This window comes from Sinorhizobium garamanticum, from assembly GCF_029892065.1.
In the GTDB taxonomy this organism is placed as follows: Bacteria; Pseudomonadota; Alphaproteobacteria; order Rhizobiales; family Rhizobiaceae; genus Sinorhizobium; species Sinorhizobium garamanticum.
This window is the reverse complement of the sequence record NZ_CP120373.1, coordinates 2,669,803-2,689,436: the sequence shown is the minus strand read 5'-3', so window position 1 is coordinate 2,689,436 and position 19,634 is coordinate 2,669,803. Positions and strand designations below refer to the sequence as shown.

The window sequence follows — 19,634 nt, the reverse complement described above, 5'->3', positions numbered from 1 at the left end:
GGAGGAACCATGGCCAAGAAGAAAGTCGCAATGCTGACGGCGGGCGGGCTTGCCCCCTGCCTTTCATCCGCTGTCGGCGGCCTGATCGAACGGTACACGGACATCGCGCCCGACTACGAGCTCGTTGCCTACCGTTCCGGTTATCAGGGCCTGCTTCTCGCCGACCGCATCGAGATCACCAAGGACATGCGCGAGAAAGCGCATGTCCTCCATCGCCACGGCGGTTCGCCGATCGGCAACAGCCGCGTTAAGCTCACCAATGCCGCCGACTGCGTGAAGCGCGGGCTCGTCAAGGACGGCCAGAACCCGCTTCGGGTCGCCGCCGAAAGGCTGGCGTCGGACGGTATCACGATCCTGCATACGATCGGCGGTGACGACACCAACACGACTGCCGCCGATCTTGCCGCCTATCTCGGTGCGAACGGCTACGACCTGACGGTGGTCGGCCTGCCGAAGACGGTCGACAACGACGTGGTGCCGATCCGCCAGACGCTCGGCGCCTGGACGGCAGCCGAATACGGCGCGCGTTTCTTCGACAATGTCAGCAACGAGCAGAGCGCTGCGCCGCGCACCCTCGTCGTCCACGAAGTGATGGGCCGCCATTGCGGCTGGCTGACGGCGGCAACCGCGCGCGCCTATATCCAGATGGCCGAAGGCCACGAATATGTCGACGGCTTCATGATGAACGCGCAGCTGAAGAACATCGACGGCCTCTACCTGCCGGAGATGAAGTTCGATCTCGAGGCCGAGGCGGAGCGCCTGCGCGAGGTCATGGACCGCGTCGGCTTCGTTACTCTGTTCGTCAGCGAAGGCGCCTGCCTCGACGCGATCGTCGCCGAACGCGAGGCGGCCGGCGAAACGGTCAAGCGTGATGCTTTCGGCCACGTGAAGATCGACACGATCAACGTCGGCAACTGGTTCTCGAAGCAGTTTGCCGCCCTTCTAGGCGCCGAACGCTCGATGGTACAGAAATCCGGCTACTACGCCCGCTCCGCGCCCGCAAACGGCGACGACCTGCGGCTGATCCAGGGCATGGTCGATCTCGCGGTCGAAAGTGCGCTCAACAAGGTCTCGGGCGTCACCGGCCATGACGAGGACCAGGGCGGCAAGCTGCGCACGATCGAGTTTCCGCGCATCAAGGGCGGCAAGCATTTCGACACGTCGACCAAGTGGTTCGGCGATGTCATGGACGTCATCGGCCAGAAGTGGCAGGCGGCGGACTAGATCACGATGATTTCAGGTCGGATCGACCTGAAATCATAAACGTGATCGCTTCTAAGAAGTTAGCGCGGGATGCGGGCGGAAAACCGCGCACACTTTTCCTCATCCCGCGCTAAGCTGCACCCGAAATTGCAGTTGACGGCTCCGCGCTTGCATGGCTCCCTCCCTGTTCTTTCCGGGAAACCATTCAAGCGTGGAGCCTTTTCATGTCCTTCGAACACTGGTTTGCCTTTGCGGCCGCCTCGGCGGTGCTGCTCGCCATCCCCGGCCCCACCATACTCCTTGTGATATCCTATTCCCTCGGCCACGGCCGCAAGACCGCAGGCGCGACCGTCGCTGGCGTCGCGCTTGGCGACTTCACCGCCATGACCGCCTCGATGCTCGGTCTCGGCGCCTTGCTCGCCACGTCGGCCGCCATCTTCACCGTATTGAAATGGGTCGGCGCCGCTTACCTCGTCTGGCTCGGCATCAAGCTCTGGAAGGCACCGGTCGGCGGCGAGGGTCAGGATGCCGACGGAAGAGCCTCGGCCGAAAGGCCGTGGCGCATCTTCCTGCACGCCTATGCCGTCACCGCGCTCAATCCGAAGAGCATCATCTTCTTCGTCGCCTTCCTGCCGCAGTTCCTCGATTTGTCGCGACCGCTTTTTGCCCAGATGGCGATTTTCGAGGCGACTTTCCTCATCCTCGCGACACTCAATGCAGCGCTCTATGCCTTTCTCGCCTCGGCCGCCCGAAACACGATCCGAAAGCCGAATATTCGCCGCGTGGTCAACCGCACCGGTGGCTCGCTGCTGATCGGTGCTGGCCTGCTGACGGCCGGTCTGAAACGGGCGGCGTCGTGAAAATCTCCCCCGTGCTTGCCGCAACCGGCGGCATGGGTTAATGGAGATTCAAGCGCGGTGGTTGGCATCCACTGATTTGCAGGGGCTACGGGGCCCAGAAGCACGAAAGTGACACGATGGCTATATTCCGTATCCCCCTTTCAAAACGGGCATTTACTGCCGCTGCCCTGGCATCGGTGGCCATTGTCTCGGGGTGTTCCACGGTCGAGCATACGTCGCTTGAAGAACTGACCGCCGTGCAGACAGTCACCCCCATCGCGAAGCCCGGGACGGAAATGACGGCCTATGCCCTGCCGACACCGGACGGGGCGGCAACCACCGCTTCGAGCGCGCTCGCAGCACAGGCGATCCCAGTCGCCGCCACGACGACGGCAACGCTGCCGGCCACGATGGAAATGGCGACGGGCGTCACCCCAGCAACGGATACGACATTGGCCTTTGCGGCGCCGCAGCGAGTCGCAGTTCCCGTGGCCAAACCGGGCCAGGCATTCGAGGTGGCGATGGCAGCACCAGCCGGTACGGCACTCCCCTCGACCGCCGAGCTTGCAGATAAGCCGGCCGGCGCCGAGCCCGCGGCCGTGCCCTTTCTAGGGGTCGCCGCCGCCATGGAATCGGATTTCGACACGGGCGAACCGGTCGGCCTCGAAACGCTGGTCGCCAAGCGGATGATCGTTCCAACGGCACGGCCGAACACCGGGATGATCGGCTCGGCCGTCGGCGCCGTTGCAAGCGTCATTCCTGACTCGATGAAGTTTTCCAAGACGCCGACCAGTTCGCGTCCCGAACTCGACCGGCTGATCAAATATTACGCCGAGCTGAACGGTATTCCGTTGGAGCTCGTGCACCGGGTCGTCAAGCGCGAGAGCAACTACAATCCCCGCGCCTACAGCAAGGGCAATTACGGCCTGATGCAGATCCGCTACAACACCGCCAAGGGGCTCGGTTATGAAGGACCGGCCGAGGGCCTGTTCGACGCGGAAACCAATCTCAAATACGCGACCAAGTACCTCCGCGGCGCCTGGATGGTGGCCGACAACCAGCATGACGGCGCGGTGAGGCTCTACGCCAGCGGCTACTATTATCACGCCAAGCGCAAAGGCCTGCTCGACACGCTCGACATGCGGTAGGCCTCGCGGCACCGTCCGGCAAGTAATGTGGCTTTGACATCCGAGGCGCTCAATCGAGCGCCTCTATTATTTTCGCGTTCAGCTTCTGCACGTCGTAGCCGGTGCGCGATGGCGTGAGGCCTAGGCGGACGACAGCCAGCCGCAGCGAGGGAACGAGCATGATCGCCTGTCCGTCGTGCCCGAGCATCCAGAAGGTATCCGGTGGGAAGTTGCCCGTGCCGGCGCGAATGCCGTTTTCCTGCAGCCACACTTGGCCGGAGCCATAATCGCCGCCGGATGCCGCCGATGGCGTGCGCATGAAGGTGACGTAGCCCTCAGGCAATATCCGCCTGCCCTTCCAGCTTCCATCATCCAGCAGAAACTGTGCGAAGCGCGCCCAGTCCTGCGCCGTCGCATACATGTAAGAGGAACCGACGAAGGTGCCGCTCGCGTCCGTTTCCATCACGGCGCTCGTCATGCCGAGCGGGGCGAAGAGCGCCTTGCGCGGATAAGCGAGCGCTTCTGCCGGATCGTCGAACGTCCGCATCCACAGCTGCGACAGAAGATTGCTGGTGCCGCTCGAATAGCGGAATTTTGCACCCGGCTGCGTTTCCAGCTGCTTTGACGCTACGAAGCCGCCCATGTCGCTTTCGAGATAGAGCATGCGCGTCACATCGGTGACGTCGCCATAGTCCTCGTTGAACGCGAGCCCGCTCTGCATCGCCAGGAGATCGGCGAGCTTGATCCGCGACCGATCATCACCGCTCCAGACGGGCAGCAGGTCGCTGCGACCGATATCCATCTTCCCCTCACCGATCCGCAGGCCGATCAGCGCCGCAGTTACCGATTTCGTCATCGACCAGCCAAGCAGCGGCGTGTCCCGATCAAACCCGGGACCATAGGTCTCCGCCACCAACCGGCCATCCCGCACGACGGCGATCGCGCGTATGCCGGGACCCGCCAGACCGGCATCCTCGACGACGCCTTGAATCGCCGGATCGATGTCGGCCTTGCTGCCGTCAGGCCAGCCGATGGCCGCATCGTGCGCCCGGGATGCTCCTGGCTCGGCCTTCGCCTCCCGTGCCGAACCCGCAAGCGCCTGCGCGCCGCTATCGTCAACGTTGGAGCAACCAAATCCTGGCCTGTGGATCGCACGGCCAGGAGCGGCAAAGCCGAATATCCGCGCCGTCACGCGCTCTTTTTCCCGATCGACCGAGACGCGGACGAACTTCAAGAGCGGATGGCCGGGCGCCTGCACGTCTTCCGCAAGAACGGCTTGCGGATCGCGTTTGGCAAGGAAGACATTGGAGCAGACGATCTTGGCGGCGTAGCCGTCGCCGACCTTCAGAAGCTCCGGCGGAAACAGCGCCAGCCAGCCGCCGATGCTCGCAAGACCGACGACCACCACCCCCGCGATCGTCTTCAGCAAACGTTTCATGCGCGCCCTCCTGGCTGCTGCACCGCCACGTCTCCGCCGTGCGGCACTCGCGAGAGAAACAGGATTCCAGCGAAAGGAAAAGCCCCTTGGGAAGCTCGCGCCTGTGCGAAACCCCGTCATCAAAGTGTAGCGGAGTCACTTTAGAAGCGGCTAAGTTTCAATTGGATGGCAGGCAAAGATGAAAGAACTAGCCCCCGATGCCGGCTTCAGCAGGAAGAATCCGAAGCTCAAAAGCGCGCTGCTACAGCACAAGGCCCTCTCGCTTGCAGGCCTCTCTGAACGCCTGTTCGGCATGCTCTTCTCGGGGCTCGTCTATCCGCAGATCTGGGAAGACCCGATCGTCGACATGGCGGCAATGCAGATCCGACCCGGACACCGAATCGTGACGATCGGTTCCGGCGGCTGCAACATGCTGACCTACCTGTCCGCCGGCCCTGCCCATATCGATGTCGTCGATCTCAATCCACACCACATCGCACTGAACCGGCTGAAACTCGCGGCCTTCCGCCACCTGCCGAGCCACAAGGATGTCGTGCGGTTTCTCGGCGAAACCGGCACGCGGTCGAACGTGCAGGCCTTCGACCTCTTCCTCGCTCCGAACCTCGACGCGGCGACACGCACCTACTGGAACGGCCGTGCGCTCGGCGGACGCCGCCGCATCGGCGTCTTCGGCCGCAACATCTATCGTACCGGCCTTCTCGGCCGTTTCATTGCCGCCAGTCATCTGCTCGCCCGGCTCCACGGCATCAACCCGGAGGAATTTGTCCAGGCGCGCTCGATGCGCGAACAACGCCAGTTCTTTGACGACAAGCTCGCGCCGCTGTTCGACCGTCCGGTCATCCGCTGGATCACCAGCCGCAAAAGCTCGCTATTCGGCCTCGGCATCCCGCCGCAGCAGTTCGATGAGCTCGCGAGCCTGAGCGCGGAGAAATCGCTTGCCGCGGTGCTGCGCCAGCGTCTTGAGAAGCTCACCTGCCATTTCCCGCTTCGCGAGAACTATTTCGCCTGGCAGGCTTTCGCGCGACGCTATCCGCAGCCCCACGAAGGTGAACTGCCGGCCTATCTGCAGGCCGAGAACCACGAAGCGATCCGCACCCATGCGGACCGCGTCGAGGTCCACCACGCAAGCGTTACCGAGTTGCTTGCCCGCAAGGTGGCTTCGTCCGTCGATCGTTACGTCCTGCTCGACGCGCAGGACTGGATGACCGATCGGCAGTTGAACGACCTTTGGACGGAGATCACGCGCACCGCGGATGCCGGCGCCATGGTGATCTTCCGCACGGCCGCGGAAGCAAGCATCCTGCCGGGCCGCGTTTCCGCGGCACTGCTCGACCAGTGGCACTACGATGCCGAAGCGTCCGTAAAGCTCGGCGCCGAGGACCGTTCTGCCATCTACGGCGGCTTCCACGTCTACCGGAAGAAAGCATGAGCGCCGCTCAGCCCTTGGAAAACAATCACGCCCGCCTCATGGACCAGATGTACCGCTATCAGCGGTACATCTATGATTTTACGCGGAAATATTATCTCTTCGGGCGCGACACGCTGATTCGGGAGCTCAATCCGCGGCCAGGCGCCTCCGTGCTCGAGGTCGGCTGCGGCACTGGCCGCAACCTCGCGATGATCGGTGAGCTCTATCCGGATACCCGCCTGTTCGGTCTCGATATTTCAGCAGAAATGCTCGCCACCGCGCGAACAAAACTTCAGCGACAGGGCCGGTCGGACGTAACTTTGCGCGTCGCCGATGCGACGAATTTCACACCCGCCGCTTTCGACCTGCCAGGTTTCGACCGGATCGTCATCTCCTATGCGCTGTCGATGATTCCCGAATGGCAGAGATCGCTCGACGCCGCGATCGCCGCGCTCAATCCGGGCGGTTCGCTTCACATTGCCGACTTCGGCCAGCAGGAGGGATGGCCCGGCGGCTTCCGCCGCCTGCTCCAGGCGTGGCTGAAACGCTTTCACGTGACGCCGCGCGAGACGCTTTTCGAGGTCATGCGCGAGAAGGCCGAGAGAAACGGGGCGACGCTCGAATTGAAGTCGATCGGCCGAGGATATGCCTGGCTGGCCGTCTACCGCCGCCCGGACCGGAACGGGGTCTGATAACACTCGATGCATCGCCGGCGAGGCAAGCGCTCGCGCCGGCGACACGGAGCCGTTCGTCCCGTCACAATTCCCGCTTGAGCTAACTCAATTTTTACGATGATATGGTGAAAATGGGGCACGCCTCCGAGGGGAAAATCATCATCATGGAAGCCATCGCGTGAGGCAGGATCGTCGATTGTCTCGAAACGGGAACCCCATGCGCCGGCTTCTCCTGGCTTTGCTGCCTGTTGCAACCCTCCTTTCCGCCTGCACCTCCACTGACTACGACCTGGTCCAGACCGCGTCGATATCACCGCGGTTCCACGATACGGACCCGCAGGATTTCGGCGGTCGCGCGCCGCATCGTCACAACATCCACGGCATCGACGTTTCCAAGTGGAACGGCGACATCGACTGGGCGCGGGTCAAGAATTCAGGCGTCTCCTTCGCCTTCATCAAGGCGACGGAGGGCAAGGACAGGATCGACACGCGCTTCAACGAATACTGGCAGCAGGCGCGCGCCGCCGGAATTCCCTATGCGCCCTACCATTTCTATTACTTCTGCTCCACCGCCGACGCCCAGGCGGACTGGTTCATCGCCAATGTGCCGAAGAGCGCCGTCTATCTGCCGCCCGTGCTCGATGTCGAATGGAACGGCGAGTCGAAGACCTGCCGCTATCGCCCCTCGCCTGCGACCGTGCGCGCCGAGATGAAGCGCTTCATGGACCGGCTTGAGGCGCATTACGGCAAGCGGCCGATCATCTATACGTCCGTCGACTTCCATCGCGACAATCTCGTCGACCAATTCAAGGACTATCACTTCTGGGTGCGCTCCACCGCCAAGCATCCGGGCGAGGTCTATGTCGAGCGCCGCTGGGCCTTCTGGCAATACACCAGCACCGGTGTAATCCCCGGCATCCAGGGAAGCACGGACATCAATGCCTTCGCCGGCTCCGCGAGAAACTGGCAGAAGTGGGTCGCGGCGGTTTCCCGTGGCGGATAGACGGGAATAGTCGTTCAGATTGCTCGCACAAACCCCGCGTTTCTTCATTCGGTCATAATGCTCTGAGAGAGCTTCGGCAGACTCCTTACGGCGCCGGCGTCTCTCAGACGCATGAAGGTCGCTGGGGGCATTTCAAATGGCTGCCTGTTTTCTCAAATCGATGCGGGTCTGAGAAACAGGCGTGAGACAGATTGCACGCTCGCCGGCCTTTGGGGCCGCGCGGCGACGGAAAGGAATTATGATGACTGGCACAGCCCGCAAAGCTCTTCTCACCCTCGGACTGCTGGCGCTCGCCGGCACGTCGGCACTGGCGCAAACCCAACCGCAAACGACGCCACGCGTGGCCTGCGGCGGTGATCTCGCCGCGTTCCTCGAGGGCGTCAAGGCCGAGGCCGTTGCCAAGGGTGTTCCTGCCGATGTCGCCGACCGTGCGCTCGCCGGCGCCGCAACCGACAAGAAGGTGCTGAGCCGCGACCGCGCCCAAGGCGTGTTCAAGCAGACGTTCACCGAGTTTTCCAAGCGCACCGTCAGCAAGGCGCGGCTCGATATCGGCGCGCAGAAGATGAGGGAATATGCCGACGTCTTCGCGCGGGCGGAAAGCGAATTCGGCGTGCCGGCGCCGGTCATCACTGCCTTCTGGGCGATGGAGACGGATTTCGGCGCGGTCCAGGGCGACTTCAACACGCGCAACGCGCTGGTGACGCTGGCACATGATTGCCGCCGCCCGGAAATGTTCCGGCCGCAGCTCGTTGCTGCGATCGAAATGGTGCAGCACGGCGACCTCGACCCGGCGACGACAAGCGGCGCATGGGCCGGCGAGATCGGCCAGGTGCAGATGCTGCCGGAAGACATCATCGCCTATGGCGTCGACGGCGACGGCGACGGCCACGTCAATCTCAAGAAGAGCTCACCCGACGCCATTCTCACGGCGGCAAAGTTCATCCAGAGTCTCGGCTTCAAGGCCGGCCAGCCCTGGATCCAGGAAGTCAGCGTTCCGGAGAACCTGCCCTGGGAGAAGACCGGGCTGCAATCCGGCATGACGGCGGGCGACTGGTTCGCGCTCGGCGTCGCGCCGCGTGACGGCAACACCGCCAACAGCGCGCTTGAGGCATCGCTTGTGCTGCCGCAGGGTCGCAAGGGCGTTGCCTTCCTGACCTATCCGAATTTCAAGATCTATCTCGAGTGGAACCAGTCGTTCATCTACACGACCTCCGCCGCCTATTTCGCGACCCGCCTTGCCGGTGCCCCGCCCTATCAGGCCGGCAATCCCGAGCCGGGCCTCGGCGACGTCGAGATGAAGGCGCTGCAGACACGACTCCAGGCGCTTGGCCACGATGTCGGCAAGATCGACGGCATTCTCGGTTCCGGCACGCGCACCGCATTGCAGAAGGAGCAGCTGAAGCTCGGAGTGCCCGCCGACGGCTGGGCAACGCCGGAACTCCTCGGCGCGCTCTGATCCACTGCATGTTTCCTTGATCGGACCCGATTCAAGGACAAAAACATGCAGCAATTCAAAGCGCTACAGCGACCTTTATGCGTCTGAAAAGACGCATGGCGCTTTAGAATTGCGCTCGTCACTGGACGACCGTGACGGGCATGAAAACATTCGAACCAAGCAAGAAGCGGGTGGCAACGCCCGCTTCTCTGTATTAGGGCTTGCGCATAACTTGCAGATTGGCACGGGCACGACCATGAGTTCACCGGCAAAAGCGATTAACACACAGATGACGATGCGCAATTGGGCGCTCCTGACCCTGCTCGGACTTATCTGGGGTGGCTCCTTCTTCTTCGCGCGGGTTGCCGTTGCCCATGTGCCGCCCTTCACGCTGGTTCTCCTGCGTCTCGGCCTCGCGGCGCTTGCTCTCCACATCTACATCCGCGGCCGCTACGGCATCTATCCGGCGCTCAAGGAACGCTGGCCCGAATTCCTGTTGATGGGATTGATCAACAACGCCATTCCGCACGCTTTCATCTTCCTCGGCCAGACCCATATCGGCGCAGGGCTCGCCGCAATCCTGAACGCGACAACCCCGATCTGGACCGTGCTGATCGCCAACATGGCAACAGACGACGAGAAGCTGAGCGCCGCCAAGATCAGCGGTTGCCTGCTGGGCTTGGCAGGCACCGTCGTGCTCATAGGGCCGAGTGCGCTTGCGGGCCTTGTCGGCAACTCCACAACGATCCCGCTTTGGGCGCTCGTCCTGCCGGTGCTGGCTGCCGTCAGCTACGGACTGGCGGCAACCTACGGTAAGCGCTTCCGCAGTCTGGCGCCGCCGGTGACGGCAGCCGGACAATTGACGGCATCGACACTGATGATGTTGCCGATCGCGGCCCTCGCCGATACGCCCTGGATGCTGCCCGCGCCGCCGATGACCGCCGTGTTCGCGATCCTTGGCCTCGCCCTTGTCTCCACCGCCTACGGTTACATTCTCTATTTCCGGATCATGGCGGAGGCCGGTGCGACCAACGCTTCGCTCGTCACGCTGCTCGTGCCGCCGAGCGCCATACTGCTTGGCTATCTCTTTCTCGGCGAGACACTGCAAGCGGCGGATATCGCCGGCATGGCGCTCATCGCAGCCGGCCTCGCGGTCCTCGACGGACGCATCCTGAGGCTTCGATATTCGACCTGAAACCGAATCAAAATGGCTTCGGCGAGGCTCACGGAGCATTACAAACGGTTACATTAATCAGCGCGAAGCAATTGTGAAAAAAATGTGGCAGTGGAAAATATCAAACAATTTCCGACACTTATGCCTGTGAACGACGTTTTTTGACATTCTGTCTTTCGCAGCGCAGCACAAGTTTCGCTTTCATGCGCCGTTTTTTCGCCCTATGTTTTACCGGTCAACGCAGGGAGGATCAGCTTATGGGACTTACACATTCGTTGAATGTCCTCATGATCAGTGCAGCGTTCGCATTCGTGGCCGTAATGCTTTTTGTCTGAGCAGGGCCGCTGAAAGTCCAAACCGAGACAAGGACTTAAATTTCCGGAAAAGCCATTTGCAGCAAGATTTGTAGGCAGGCCACTCAGAGAGTACCCGGTCAACAGGCTGCGATAAAAACCAAAGCCCATGAACGCCGATCCGTTCATGGGCTTTATCGTTGCCAGAAACCTGGCTTCCGAACGGCGACGTCTACGCGCTCGCCACCGCCCTCATCGGACGCTCGACAGCAGCCTCCTGCGCCGGCACACGCGCGTAACCGACAAGATCGCAAACGGCGGTGACAAGCGGCGAGCGGTTCATCGTGTAGAGGTGGAAATCGCGCACGCCGCGCCGGGCGAGGTCGACAATCTGTTCGGCGGCGATATGGGTCGCTTCCTTGAACCGCTCCGCGGGCTGATCTTCAAGATGGGCGAGCCGCGAAATGACCGCCTCGGGAATCCGCGCACCACACAATCCGGCGAACCTCTGCACCTGAGCGAGATTGTTGATCGGCAGGATCCCCGGCACGATCGGAACCTGGATGCCGGCCCTTCGCACGCGCTCCAGATAGCGCTCGAAATCATCGTTATCGAAGAAGAACTGGGTGATCGCCCGCGTCGCGCCGTTGTCGACCTTGCGCTTCAGCATGTCGATGTCGGCATCGACATCCGGGCTCTCCGGGTGCTTTTCCGGATAGGCCGAAACCGAGATTTCGAAGTCGCCACGGGCGCGCAGGGCCTTCACTAGGGCAGCGGCGTTTTCATAACCGCCCGGAAACGGTTGATAGGCGCTGCCGATGCCGCCCTGCGGGTCGCCCCGGAGCGCCACGAAATGCCGGACGCCGAAGGCCAGGAACTCCTCGATCACCGCATCGACTTCGGCTTTCGGGGCGCCGACGCAGGTCAGATGCGCCGCGGTGTTTCCAAGGCCCATCTCCCCGATCATGCGCCTGACCGCCGTCAGCGAACGGGCCTTCGTCGAGCCGCCGGCGCCATAGGTCATGGTGACGAAGGCCGGGTTGAATACGGAGAGATCGGCGACCGTCTGGAAGAGCTGCACCTCCATCTCGTCGGTCTTCGGAGGAAAATACTCGAATGACAGCCGGAGATTACCGCGCTCGGCCGGATAAAGCGTGCGTGTCGCCATTCTCAAACTCCCCCTGCCTGAACGCGCTGACGCGGCATATCGGCGATGTGATCGGCGACGCGCTGATCGCGCGCCAGCCAGATCGTCACTGTCAGTTTGCCCTCGTCCGCGCCTTCCGGCGCGAGGTCGGTTGTTTTCTCGAGCGCGAGGCCAGCCTTCTGCAGCCAATCGGCCATCGCCTGATGGGAGAAGCCGAGGCGTGCATGGGCATGCTCGTTACGCAGATATTCGAGCCCATGCGGTGCGAAATCGATGATGACGAGCCGGCCTCCGGGTGCGAGCATGCGCGCGGCCTCGGCAATCGCCGCTTCCGGCTCCTCCAGGAAATGCAGCACCTGATGGATCGTCACGAGATCGAAAGCCTGCCCGTCGAGCGGCAGGTTGAAGATATCGCCGTGGCGGATGGAAGCTTTCGTGATCCCGGCCTTATCGAGGTTGGAGCGCGCCACGGCAAGCATGTCGCGGCTGGCGTCGACGCCGATGCCGCGCCGGTAGATGCCCTCGAAAAGTTGCAGGATGCGACCGGTGCCCGTGCCGAGATCGAGCAGGCTTTCGACCGGCTCCTCCCCGACCATCTCCTTCAACGTGGCTTCGACATCGCCTTCGCTGATATGCAGCCGTCTCAGTTCATCCCATTCGGCGGCATTGCGGCTGAAATAGGCCTGCGCCTTCTCGGCACGCTGCCGTTTCAGGATGGCAAGCCGCGTGGCATCCCTGGCCAGAATGGCGTCTTCGGCCGCAGCCGCCGCGAGCAGCTCACGCACCAGCGCGACGCGCCCCCCCTCCTGCCGCAGGCGGAAATAGGCCCAGGCCCCTTCCTGGTAGCGATCAATGAGCGCCACTTCGGCAAGCAGCTTCAGATGCCGGGAGATACGAGGCTGCGATTGTCCGAGAATTTCGGTAAGATCGGTCACCGTGAGGTCGCCCGCGGAAAGCAGCGCGAGGAGGCGCATCCGCGTCGGCTCACCCGCCGCCTTCAGCACGTCCACCAACGCGTCCAACCCAAGCGTTCCTCGGCTCACCATCGTCTCCTCATCAACACATAAAGATATGTTTATGTAATTTGCGAGGCGTGCGCAAGCGAATTTGCGCGCAAAGACAATCGAATGACGCGGCGAAGACAGGATAAGGAGACGGGCGGACCCTGTGATCCGCCCGTCCAAAGATAGCCCTACTGCATGATTCCTTAAATCGATACCGATTTAAGGACAAAATCATGCGGCAATTCAAAGTGATACAGCTCCGCGCGTCCATTTGGATGCGCGGAGCTCTCGAACTTATGACTTTGGACGCTTCGCCCCCCAAAGCCGCCACCGACTAAAGCCGTCGTGTTCGGCAATCTCATGCGACGCGCTTTAGTTCCTAATTCTTATGCATGTCGTTGTCCCAAAACTGCTGCACACTTTTGGGCGACATGCATTAACGCGTCAGACGCTTGTAGGTCACGCGCTTCGGGTTGACCGAATCCGGGCCGAGGCGGCGGATCTTGTCCTTTTCGTAATCCTCGAAGTTGCCTTCGAACCACTCGACATGGCTGTCGCCCTCGAAGGCAAGGATATGGGTTGCCAGACGGTCGAGGAACATGCGGTCGTGGCTGATGATGACCGCGCAACCGGCGAAGTTTTCGAGCGCGTCCTCGAGTGCCGCAAGCGTTTCGGTATCGAGGTCGTTCGTCGGTTCGTCGAGCAGGACCACGTTGCCGCCGGACTTCAACATCTTCGCGAGGTGCACGCGGTTGCGCTGGCCGCCCGAAAGCGTGCCTACCTTCTGCTGCTGATCGCCGCCCTTGAAATTGAAGGACGAGCAATAGGCGCGCGAGTTGACCTCGTGCTTGCCGAGCTTGATGATGTCGCTGCCGCCGGAGATCTCCTCCCAGACGGTCTTGTTGGGGTCGAGCGCGTCGCGGCTCTGGTCGACATAGGCGAGTTGCACGCTGTCACCGATCCGGAACGAACCATCGTTCGGCTGCTCCTGGCCGGTGATCATACGGAATAGCGTCGTCTTGCCGGCGCCGTTCGGACCGATGACGCCGACGATGCCGCCGGGCGGCAGCTTGAAGCTCAGGCCGTCGATCAGCAGTTGGTCGTCATAGCCCTTGGAAATATTCTCCGCCTCGATAACCACCTGACCCAAGCGCTCGCCGACGGGAATGATGATCTGGGCGTCGCCGGGACGCCGGTCGGCGGCTGCCTTGACCAGTTCGTCATAGGCGCGGACACGCGCCTTGGACTTCGCCTGTCGGGCTTTCGGGCTCGCGGCGATCCACTCCTGCTCGCGGCTGATGGCCTTCTGGCGGGTAGCCTCCTCGCGTCCTTCTTGCGCCATGCGCTTGGCCTTCGCCTGCAGATAAGCGGAATAATTGCCCTCGTAAGGAATGCCGCGGCCGCGGTCGAGCTCGAGGATCCAGCCGGTGACGTTGTCGAGGAAGTAACGGTCGTGGGTGACCATCAGCACGGCGCCGGGATATTCACGCAGATGCTTCTCGAGCCAGGCGATCGTCTCGGCGTCGAGATGGTTGGTCGGTTCGTCGAGCAACAGAAGATCGGGCTGCGACAGCAGCAGCTTGCAAAGTGCCACACGGCGCTTCTCACCGCCCGACAGATTGTTGACGTCCGCGTCACTCGGCGGGCAGCGCAGCGCGTCCATCGCCATTTCCACCTGGCTGTCGAGATCCCAGAGGTTCTGGCTGTCGATGATGTCCTGGAGCTTGGCACCCTCTTCCGCCGTCTCGTCGGAATAGTTCATCATCAGCTCGTTGTAGCGATCGAGGATCGCCTTCTTGGTGGCAACGCCTTCCATGACGTTCTCGAGCACGGTCTTTGCGGGATTGAGCTGCGGTTCCTGCTGCAGAAAGCCGACGGTTGCGCCCTCGGCGACCCAGGCTTCGCCGGTATATTCATGGTCGAGGCCCGCCATGATCCTAAGGACCGTCGACTTACCGGCGCCGTTGGGGCCGAGAATACCGATCTTCGCGTCCGGGTAGAACGAAAGATGGATGTTCTCCAGGACCTTCTTGTTGCCATAGGCCTTGTTGAGCCCGGCCATGTGATAGATGAACTGACGTGCCATAAGGGAATGCTCCGCATCGGAAGGGAAATTTGCCCGCTATGTAGGCGAATTATGGTGGCGGGGCAATCCGCCAAGGGCCTGCCCACGCCAATCCCTTCCGGCAAGAACCGTCGCGGATCAGCTGCGCCCGGCAGCGTCGGCGATCCCTTTGGCGCACTTGAACTCGGTCGTCCCGGCCGCCTGGATCAGGCTTTTAAGGTCGTCCTTGCCTGCGAGATCCCCGGAAAGTCCGATGGTGAGGCCGGTGATGACGCTGCGGCCGTTGACCGTCTGGCAACGCATGCGCACCCGGTCACCAGCACCGGCGCCGAAGCTCCGGTCAAAAGCCTGCTTGATCTCACTTTCGCCGATCTCCGAACCAAGTTTGTCGGCAAAGAGGGTCTGCACGGGGGACGAGTTCAGTTCGTCGAGAAGACGCAGTTGCTGCTTGAAGTAATCCTCGGCCTTTGCCGTCTGGCACGTGCCGCTCTGGAGCCATTGGTGGCGATCGAGGCCTGATTTGACGCCCGGCATGGCGACAAGCAGACGCGCAGCGGTCTCGTCGGACATGGCAAGCTTCGGCAACTCCAGCCAATCGCCCTTCCGATCGCGCGCCTTGAGCTCCGCCTCGACGCCGCAATAGCTTTTCTTCAGCGGCCAGAGGCCATGAAGCGAAAAGTGCGTAGCATCATAGCGGTCTGCCGTCTGGTCCGCGCATTCGTTGCGGTTCGGCCGCGTTTCGCAAAATCCCGGCTGCCAGCTGACCGCCAGCACATATTGCGTCTTGCCGGAGCTTGCCACGCCCGTCGCTTCGTCCGTCGACACTTCCTCGGCTACAGCAAAGGAGGATAGTCCCAGCCCCAGAATGAGCGTTGCAACTCTCGCAAGATTCGTTTTCACCCTCGCCCGCATTTTCAAATAGCCTCCAACAGGAAAACAAAACGAGAACAAATATCGACAAAAGCGCGAAAATTGCAACCCCTAATCTTCATTTCCGGATTCGTTGTGACCTCATGCGCAACAAGCAACAAGCAGCGATTGCCTTTGCGGCGCAAATCGATTTGATATCGGCCGGAGTGCATTTTCCGCTGAGAAGCGCATTTTCCGCTGGAAAGTGTTTCCGGTTCGCGCAACGGACGCTCCGTTGGCAACCCGCACGCGAGAGTCTGACGATTGTTCCGGGGGCATGGCATGTTCGGGCAGGTGAGGACGCATCAAAGCCCGACGGGTGCTGCGCTCGGCTGGCGGCACTTCGCCGCCTCGATCGAGCCGCGGGGCATTCTCATCGTCAGCCATGGGCTTGCCGAGCATTCCGGCCGCTACGCGCGCTTCGCCGAGGCGATGGCGAAACGTGGCTTCCACGTCTATGCGCATGACCATCGCGGCCATGGCGCAAGCCGGGCGCCGGATGCCCCGCTGGCGACCTTCGCACACCGCGACGGGGCGGCGAAGGTCATAGCGGACGTGCGGGCGATGCGCGACGTGGCCGCCGCCGGCCATCCAGGGCTGCCGATTATCCTCTTCGGCCATTCGATGGGCGGCCTCATCGCGCTCAACGCCGCAGAAACCGATCCCGAGCTTTATGACGCGCTCGCCGTCTGGAACTCCAATTTCCGCCCCGGCATTGCCGGCCGAGGCGGCCAGGCGATACTGGCGATCGAGAGGATGCTGAAAGGTTCGGACGTGCCGAGTCCGCTGCTGACGAAGCTCACCTTCGGCGCATGGAGCAAGGCGATTGCCGATCGGAAGACCGATTTCGACTGGCTGTCGCGCGACGAAAGCGAAGTCGCCAAATATGTGGCCGATCCTCTCTGCGGTTTCGATGCGACGGTTTCACTTTGGATCGACGTGTTCAAATTCGCCTTCGCCGGCGCCCGTGTGGACCGGCTGGCGCGGTTGCCCGCCAATCTGCCGGTCCATCTGGTCGGTGGCAGCGCCGATCCTTCGACATCCAACGGCGCCGCCATTCGCTGGCTCGCCGGGCGAATGAAGGCACGCGGCATGACCGACGTGACCGTTACCATCCATGACGGCATGCGCCACGAGACGCTCAACGAGATCGGCCGCGAGAAGGCAATCGAAGACTTCGCCGCCTGGTGCCAGAAGGCGGTCGATAGGAAGCGCTGACGAGACGGAAGACCATGACCGACCTCTCCCTGCCCAAAATCGCTGCCGCTCACGACCGCGTTTCCTATGGCCTGACGCTGATGGTCATCGCCGTTCTGATTTCGCCGCTGATCGACATTTTCTCCAAGCTTGCGATCGCCACGGTTCCGTCGGCCGAGATCACCGCCGTCCGCTTCCTGCTGCAGGTCGTCTTCATCCTGCCGGTCGTGCTTATCCGCCGCACCCTCTTCGATCTCACCTGGCGCAAGAGCGCGCTGCATGCACTGCGCGGCGGGCTTCTGGTGCTGACCATGCTCTCCTTCATCACCACGCTGAAGGTGATGGAAGTGGCCGACGCGATCGCCATCTTCTTCGTCGAGCCGATCATCCTCACGATTCTCGGCAGCATCTTCCTCAAGGAAACGATCGGCTGGCGGCGCTACACCGCCTGCGCCGTCGGATTCTTCGGTGCGCTGCTCGTCATCCAGCCGAGCATGCAGGAGGTAGGCTTGATCGCGCTTCTCCCGATTGTCTCCGCCTTCGGGCTCGCCGTCTTTCTGCTCGTCACGCGCATGGTTGCGCAGAACGAGGACCCCTGGTCGATGCAGTTCCACGCGGGCATCTGGGGCGGCCTCTTCTGCTTCGTCCTGCTCTCGCTCGGTGAGGGCAGCGGCTCGAGCGTGTTCGATCCCGTCTGGCCGGAGGGCAACGCCTGGCTCTATCTACTCGGCGTCGGCGTCAGCGCGACGATCTCGGGCGTGCTTGGTGTCTATGCCTATCGCGCCGCCCCGGCCTCGGTTCTCGCGCCGCTGCAATATCTCGAAATCGTCTCGGCGACGATCTTCGGCTGGCTCGTCTTCGGCGATCTGCCGGACGCACTGAAGTGGCTGGGCATCGCGATCATCATCGGCTCGGGTCTCTATATTATCTGGCGCGAGCGCAATGTCGAGAAGACGGCAAGCATCGCACCGGTCTCGCCGGCGATCTGAGGCGTCCGTAAAATGAACAAATCCGCAAGCGGATAGAATGAAATGGCATTGGGAGGTGTGTGGATGAAAACGGGTGGTCAACTGATTGTCGAGGCGCTGGTCGCAAACGGCGTCAAGCGCATCTCGTGCGTGCCGGGAGAAAGCTATCTTGCCGTACTGGATGCGCTCCACGACACCGACATCGACGTCATCGTCTGCCGCCAGGAAGGCGGCGCGGCAATGATGGCGGATTGCTGGGGACGGCTCACAGGCGAGCCGGGCGTCTGCATGGTGACCCGCGGCCCAGGCGCCACCAACGCCTCCGCCGGCCTTCATGTCGCCAGACAGGATTCGATCCCGATGATCCTCTTCATCGGCCAGGTGCAGCGCGAAGCGCGCGAGCGCGAGGCCTTCCAGGAGATCGAGTATCGCCGCGCCTTTACCGAGGTTGCGAAATGGGTGGGGGAAATCGACGATCCGGCGCGCATCCCCGAATTCGTGACCCGCGCCTTTGCCGTGGCGACCTCCGGCCGGCCCGGCCCGGTGGTGCTGACACTTCCCGAGGACATGCTGACGGAGAGCACCGAGGCCCCTCTGGCCCGTGCCTACCAGCCGGTCGAGAGCCATCCGGGCCCGAGCCAGATCGCCCGGTTCGAGGAACTGCTTGCCGCGGCCGAGCGACCGATCGCCATCCTTGGCGGTACGCGCTGGTCTGCCGAAAGCGTGGCCGCGTTCCGGCGTTTCGCGGAGCGCTGGAGGCTGCCGGTCGGCTGCTCCTTCCGCCGCCAGATGCTCTTCGATCACGTGAATCCGGTCTACGCCGGCGATGTCGGCATCGGCATCAACCCCGCGCTGGCGAAGGAAATCAAGGAGGCCGACCTCGTTCTGCTCGTCGGAGGCCGTTTTTCCGAGATGCCCTCTTCCAGCTACACGCTGCTCGACGTCCCCTACCCCAGGCAGACGCTGGTCCATGTCCATCCCGATCCCGCGGAACTCGGCCGCGTCTACCGCCCGGATCTGGCGATCGCCGCAAGCCCGCGCGATTTCGTGGCGGCACTCGATGACGTCAGGCCTGCGGGCGGCGAACCCGCTTGGTCCGCTCGCACCGCCGCGATGCATGAAGCCTATCTCAAATGGTCGACGCCGCCCGAGAAGGGGCCCGGCGACGTACAGATGGGGCCGATCATGAACTGGATCGAGGCGAATACCGCGCCCGACACGATCTTTACCAACGGCGCCGGCAACTACGCCACCTGGCTGCACCGCTTCCACCGCTTCCGCCGTTATGGAACCCAGGCAGCTCCCGCTTCAGGCTCGATGGGTTATGGCCTGCCGGCGGCCGTCGCGGCCAAGCAACTCCACCCGGAGCGGGAAGTCGTCTGCTTTGCCGGCGACGGCTGCTTCCTCATGCACGGGCAGGAGTTCGCGACCGCCATCCGCTATCAGCTACCGATCATCGTGCTCGTCATCAACAATGGCATCTACGGCACGATCCGCATGCACCAGGAGCGCGAATATCCCGGCCGCGTCAGCGCCACGGACCTCACCAACCCGGATTTTGCAGCACTTGCACGCGCCTATGGCGGCCACGGCGAAACCGTGGTGCGGACCGAAGAATTCGCGGATGCGTTCCTCAGAGCCCGCGCCAGCGGCAAGCCGGCCATCATCGAAATCAAGCTCGACCCGGAAGCGATCACGCCCACGCGAACGCTCAGCGAAATTCGCAACGGTTGAGGGGAGACAAGAGCCG

16 protein-coding genes are annotated in these 19,634 nt (G+C 62.5%); 11 read left to right on the top strand and 5 right to left on the bottom strand.

Translation table 11 applies throughout. The annotated features are described in order from the left end of the window. Positions 1-9: 9 nt before the first annotated feature. The 3 genes from PZN02_RS12465 to PZN02_RS12455 all read left to right on the top strand — a co-directional run bounded on the left by PZN02_RS12465 (position 10) and on the right by PZN02_RS12455 (position 3,190). Positions 10-1,224 (top strand): pyrophosphate--fructose-6-phosphate 1-phosphotransferase, encoded by a 1,215-nt coding sequence (locus tag PZN02_RS12465; protein WP_280658300.1) that lies wholly within the window; start codon positions 10-12, stop codon positions 1,222-1,224. A 203-nt stretch (positions 1,225-1,427) separates the two neighbouring features. Next, a complete protein-coding gene (locus PZN02_RS12460) occupies positions 1,428-2,063 on the top strand; it encodes a LysE family translocator (protein ID WP_280658299.1) in 636 nt (211 codons plus the stop codon). A 116-nt stretch (positions 2,064-2,179) separates the two neighbouring features. Continuing rightward, entirely contained in the window at positions 2,180-3,190 is a 1,011-nt protein-coding gene (locus tag PZN02_RS12455) for a lytic transglycosylase domain-containing protein (protein WP_280658298.1), read from the top strand. Positions 3,191-3,239: 49 nt separating this feature from the next. Here PZN02_RS12455 and PZN02_RS12450 read toward each other — a convergent pair whose 3' ends face one another. After that, positions 3,240-4,607, bottom strand: coding sequence for a serine hydrolase domain-containing protein (locus PZN02_RS12450; protein ID WP_280658297.1), 1,368 nt, complete (start codon positions 4,605-4,607; stop codon positions 3,240-3,242). A gap of 178 nt (positions 4,608-4,785) precedes the next feature. Between PZN02_RS12450 and PZN02_RS12445 the strand changes: the two genes are divergently transcribed. From PZN02_RS12445 to PZN02_RS12425, 5 genes are all read left to right on the top strand, one after another. Then, the gene (locus tag PZN02_RS12445; RefSeq protein ID WP_280658296.1) at positions 4,786-6,036 is read left to right on the top strand and encodes a BtaA family protein; all 1,251 of its coding nucleotides are present in this window, start codon (positions 4,786-4,788) and stop codon (positions 6,034-6,036) included. Next, entirely contained in the window at positions 6,033-6,707 is a 675-nt protein-coding gene (locus tag PZN02_RS12440; protein ID WP_280658295.1) for a class I SAM-dependent methyltransferase, read from the top strand. Before PZN02_RS12445 ends, PZN02_RS12440 begins: the two co-directional genes overlap by 4 nt. Before the next feature lie 199 nt (positions 6,708-6,906). Next, a complete protein-coding gene (locus PZN02_RS12435) occupies positions 6,907-7,692 on the top strand; it encodes a glycoside hydrolase family 25 protein (RefSeq protein WP_280658294.1) in 786 nt (261 codons plus the stop codon). A gap of 241 nt (positions 7,693-7,933) precedes the next feature. Then, on the top strand, positions 7,934-9,148 hold the full coding sequence (locus tag PZN02_RS12430; protein WP_280661477.1) for a lytic murein transglycosylase: 1,215 nt from the start codon (positions 7,934-7,936) through the stop codon (positions 9,146-9,148). A gap of 235 nt (positions 9,149-9,383) precedes the next feature. Continuing rightward, positions 9,384-10,322 (top strand): DMT family transporter, encoded by a 939-nt coding sequence (locus PZN02_RS12425; protein ID WP_280658293.1) that lies wholly within the window; start codon positions 9,384-9,386, stop codon positions 10,320-10,322. Between the two features lie 504 nt (positions 10,323-10,826). Here PZN02_RS12425 and metF read toward each other — a convergent pair. From metF to PZN02_RS12405, 4 genes are all read right to left on the bottom strand, one after another. Next, positions 10,827-11,762 carry a methylenetetrahydrofolate reductase [NAD(P)H] gene (metF, locus tag PZN02_RS12420; RefSeq protein ID WP_280658292.1) on the bottom strand — a complete coding sequence of 312 codons (936 nt, stop codon included), beginning with the start codon at positions 11,760-11,762 and terminating at the stop codon, positions 10,827-10,829. A 2-nt stretch (positions 11,763-11,764) separates the two neighbouring features. After that, on the bottom strand, positions 11,765-12,787 hold the full coding sequence (locus PZN02_RS12415) for an ArsR/SmtB family transcription factor (RefSeq protein ID WP_280658291.1): 1,023 nt from the start codon (positions 12,785-12,787) through the stop codon (positions 11,765-11,767). 394 nt (positions 12,788-13,181) lie between these two features. Beyond that, positions 13,182-14,831, bottom strand: a complete 1,650-nt coding sequence (gene ettA / locus PZN02_RS12410) for an energy-dependent translational throttle protein EttA (RefSeq protein ID WP_280658290.1) — start codon at positions 14,829-14,831, stop codon at positions 13,182-13,184. A 117-nt stretch (positions 14,832-14,948) separates the two neighbouring features. Next, positions 14,949-15,722: a ribonuclease T2 gene (locus PZN02_RS12405; protein ID WP_280658289.1), complete on the bottom strand. Its 774-nt coding sequence runs from the start codon at positions 15,720-15,722 to the stop codon at positions 14,949-14,951. Between the two features lie 279 nt (positions 15,723-16,001). On the opposite strand from PZN02_RS12405, the gene PZN02_RS12400 reads away from it, so the two are divergent. The 3 genes from PZN02_RS12400 (at position 16,002) to PZN02_RS12390 (ending at position 19,618) form a co-directional block, all read left to right on the top strand. Next, on the top strand, positions 16,002-16,937 hold the full coding sequence (locus PZN02_RS12400; RefSeq protein WP_280658288.1) for an alpha/beta hydrolase: 936 nt from the start codon (positions 16,002-16,004) through the stop codon (positions 16,935-16,937). A gap of 14 nt (positions 16,938-16,951) precedes the next feature. Beyond that, a complete protein-coding gene (locus tag PZN02_RS12395) occupies positions 16,952-17,905 on the top strand; it encodes a DMT family transporter (RefSeq protein ID WP_280658287.1) in 954 nt (317 codons plus the stop codon). A 63-nt stretch (positions 17,906-17,968) separates the two neighbouring features. After that, positions 17,969-19,618 (top strand): thiamine pyrophosphate-binding protein, encoded by a 1,650-nt coding sequence (locus tag PZN02_RS12390; RefSeq protein WP_280658286.1) that lies wholly within the window; start codon positions 17,969-17,971, stop codon positions 19,616-19,618. Positions 19,619-19,634: the final 16 nt, after the last annotated feature.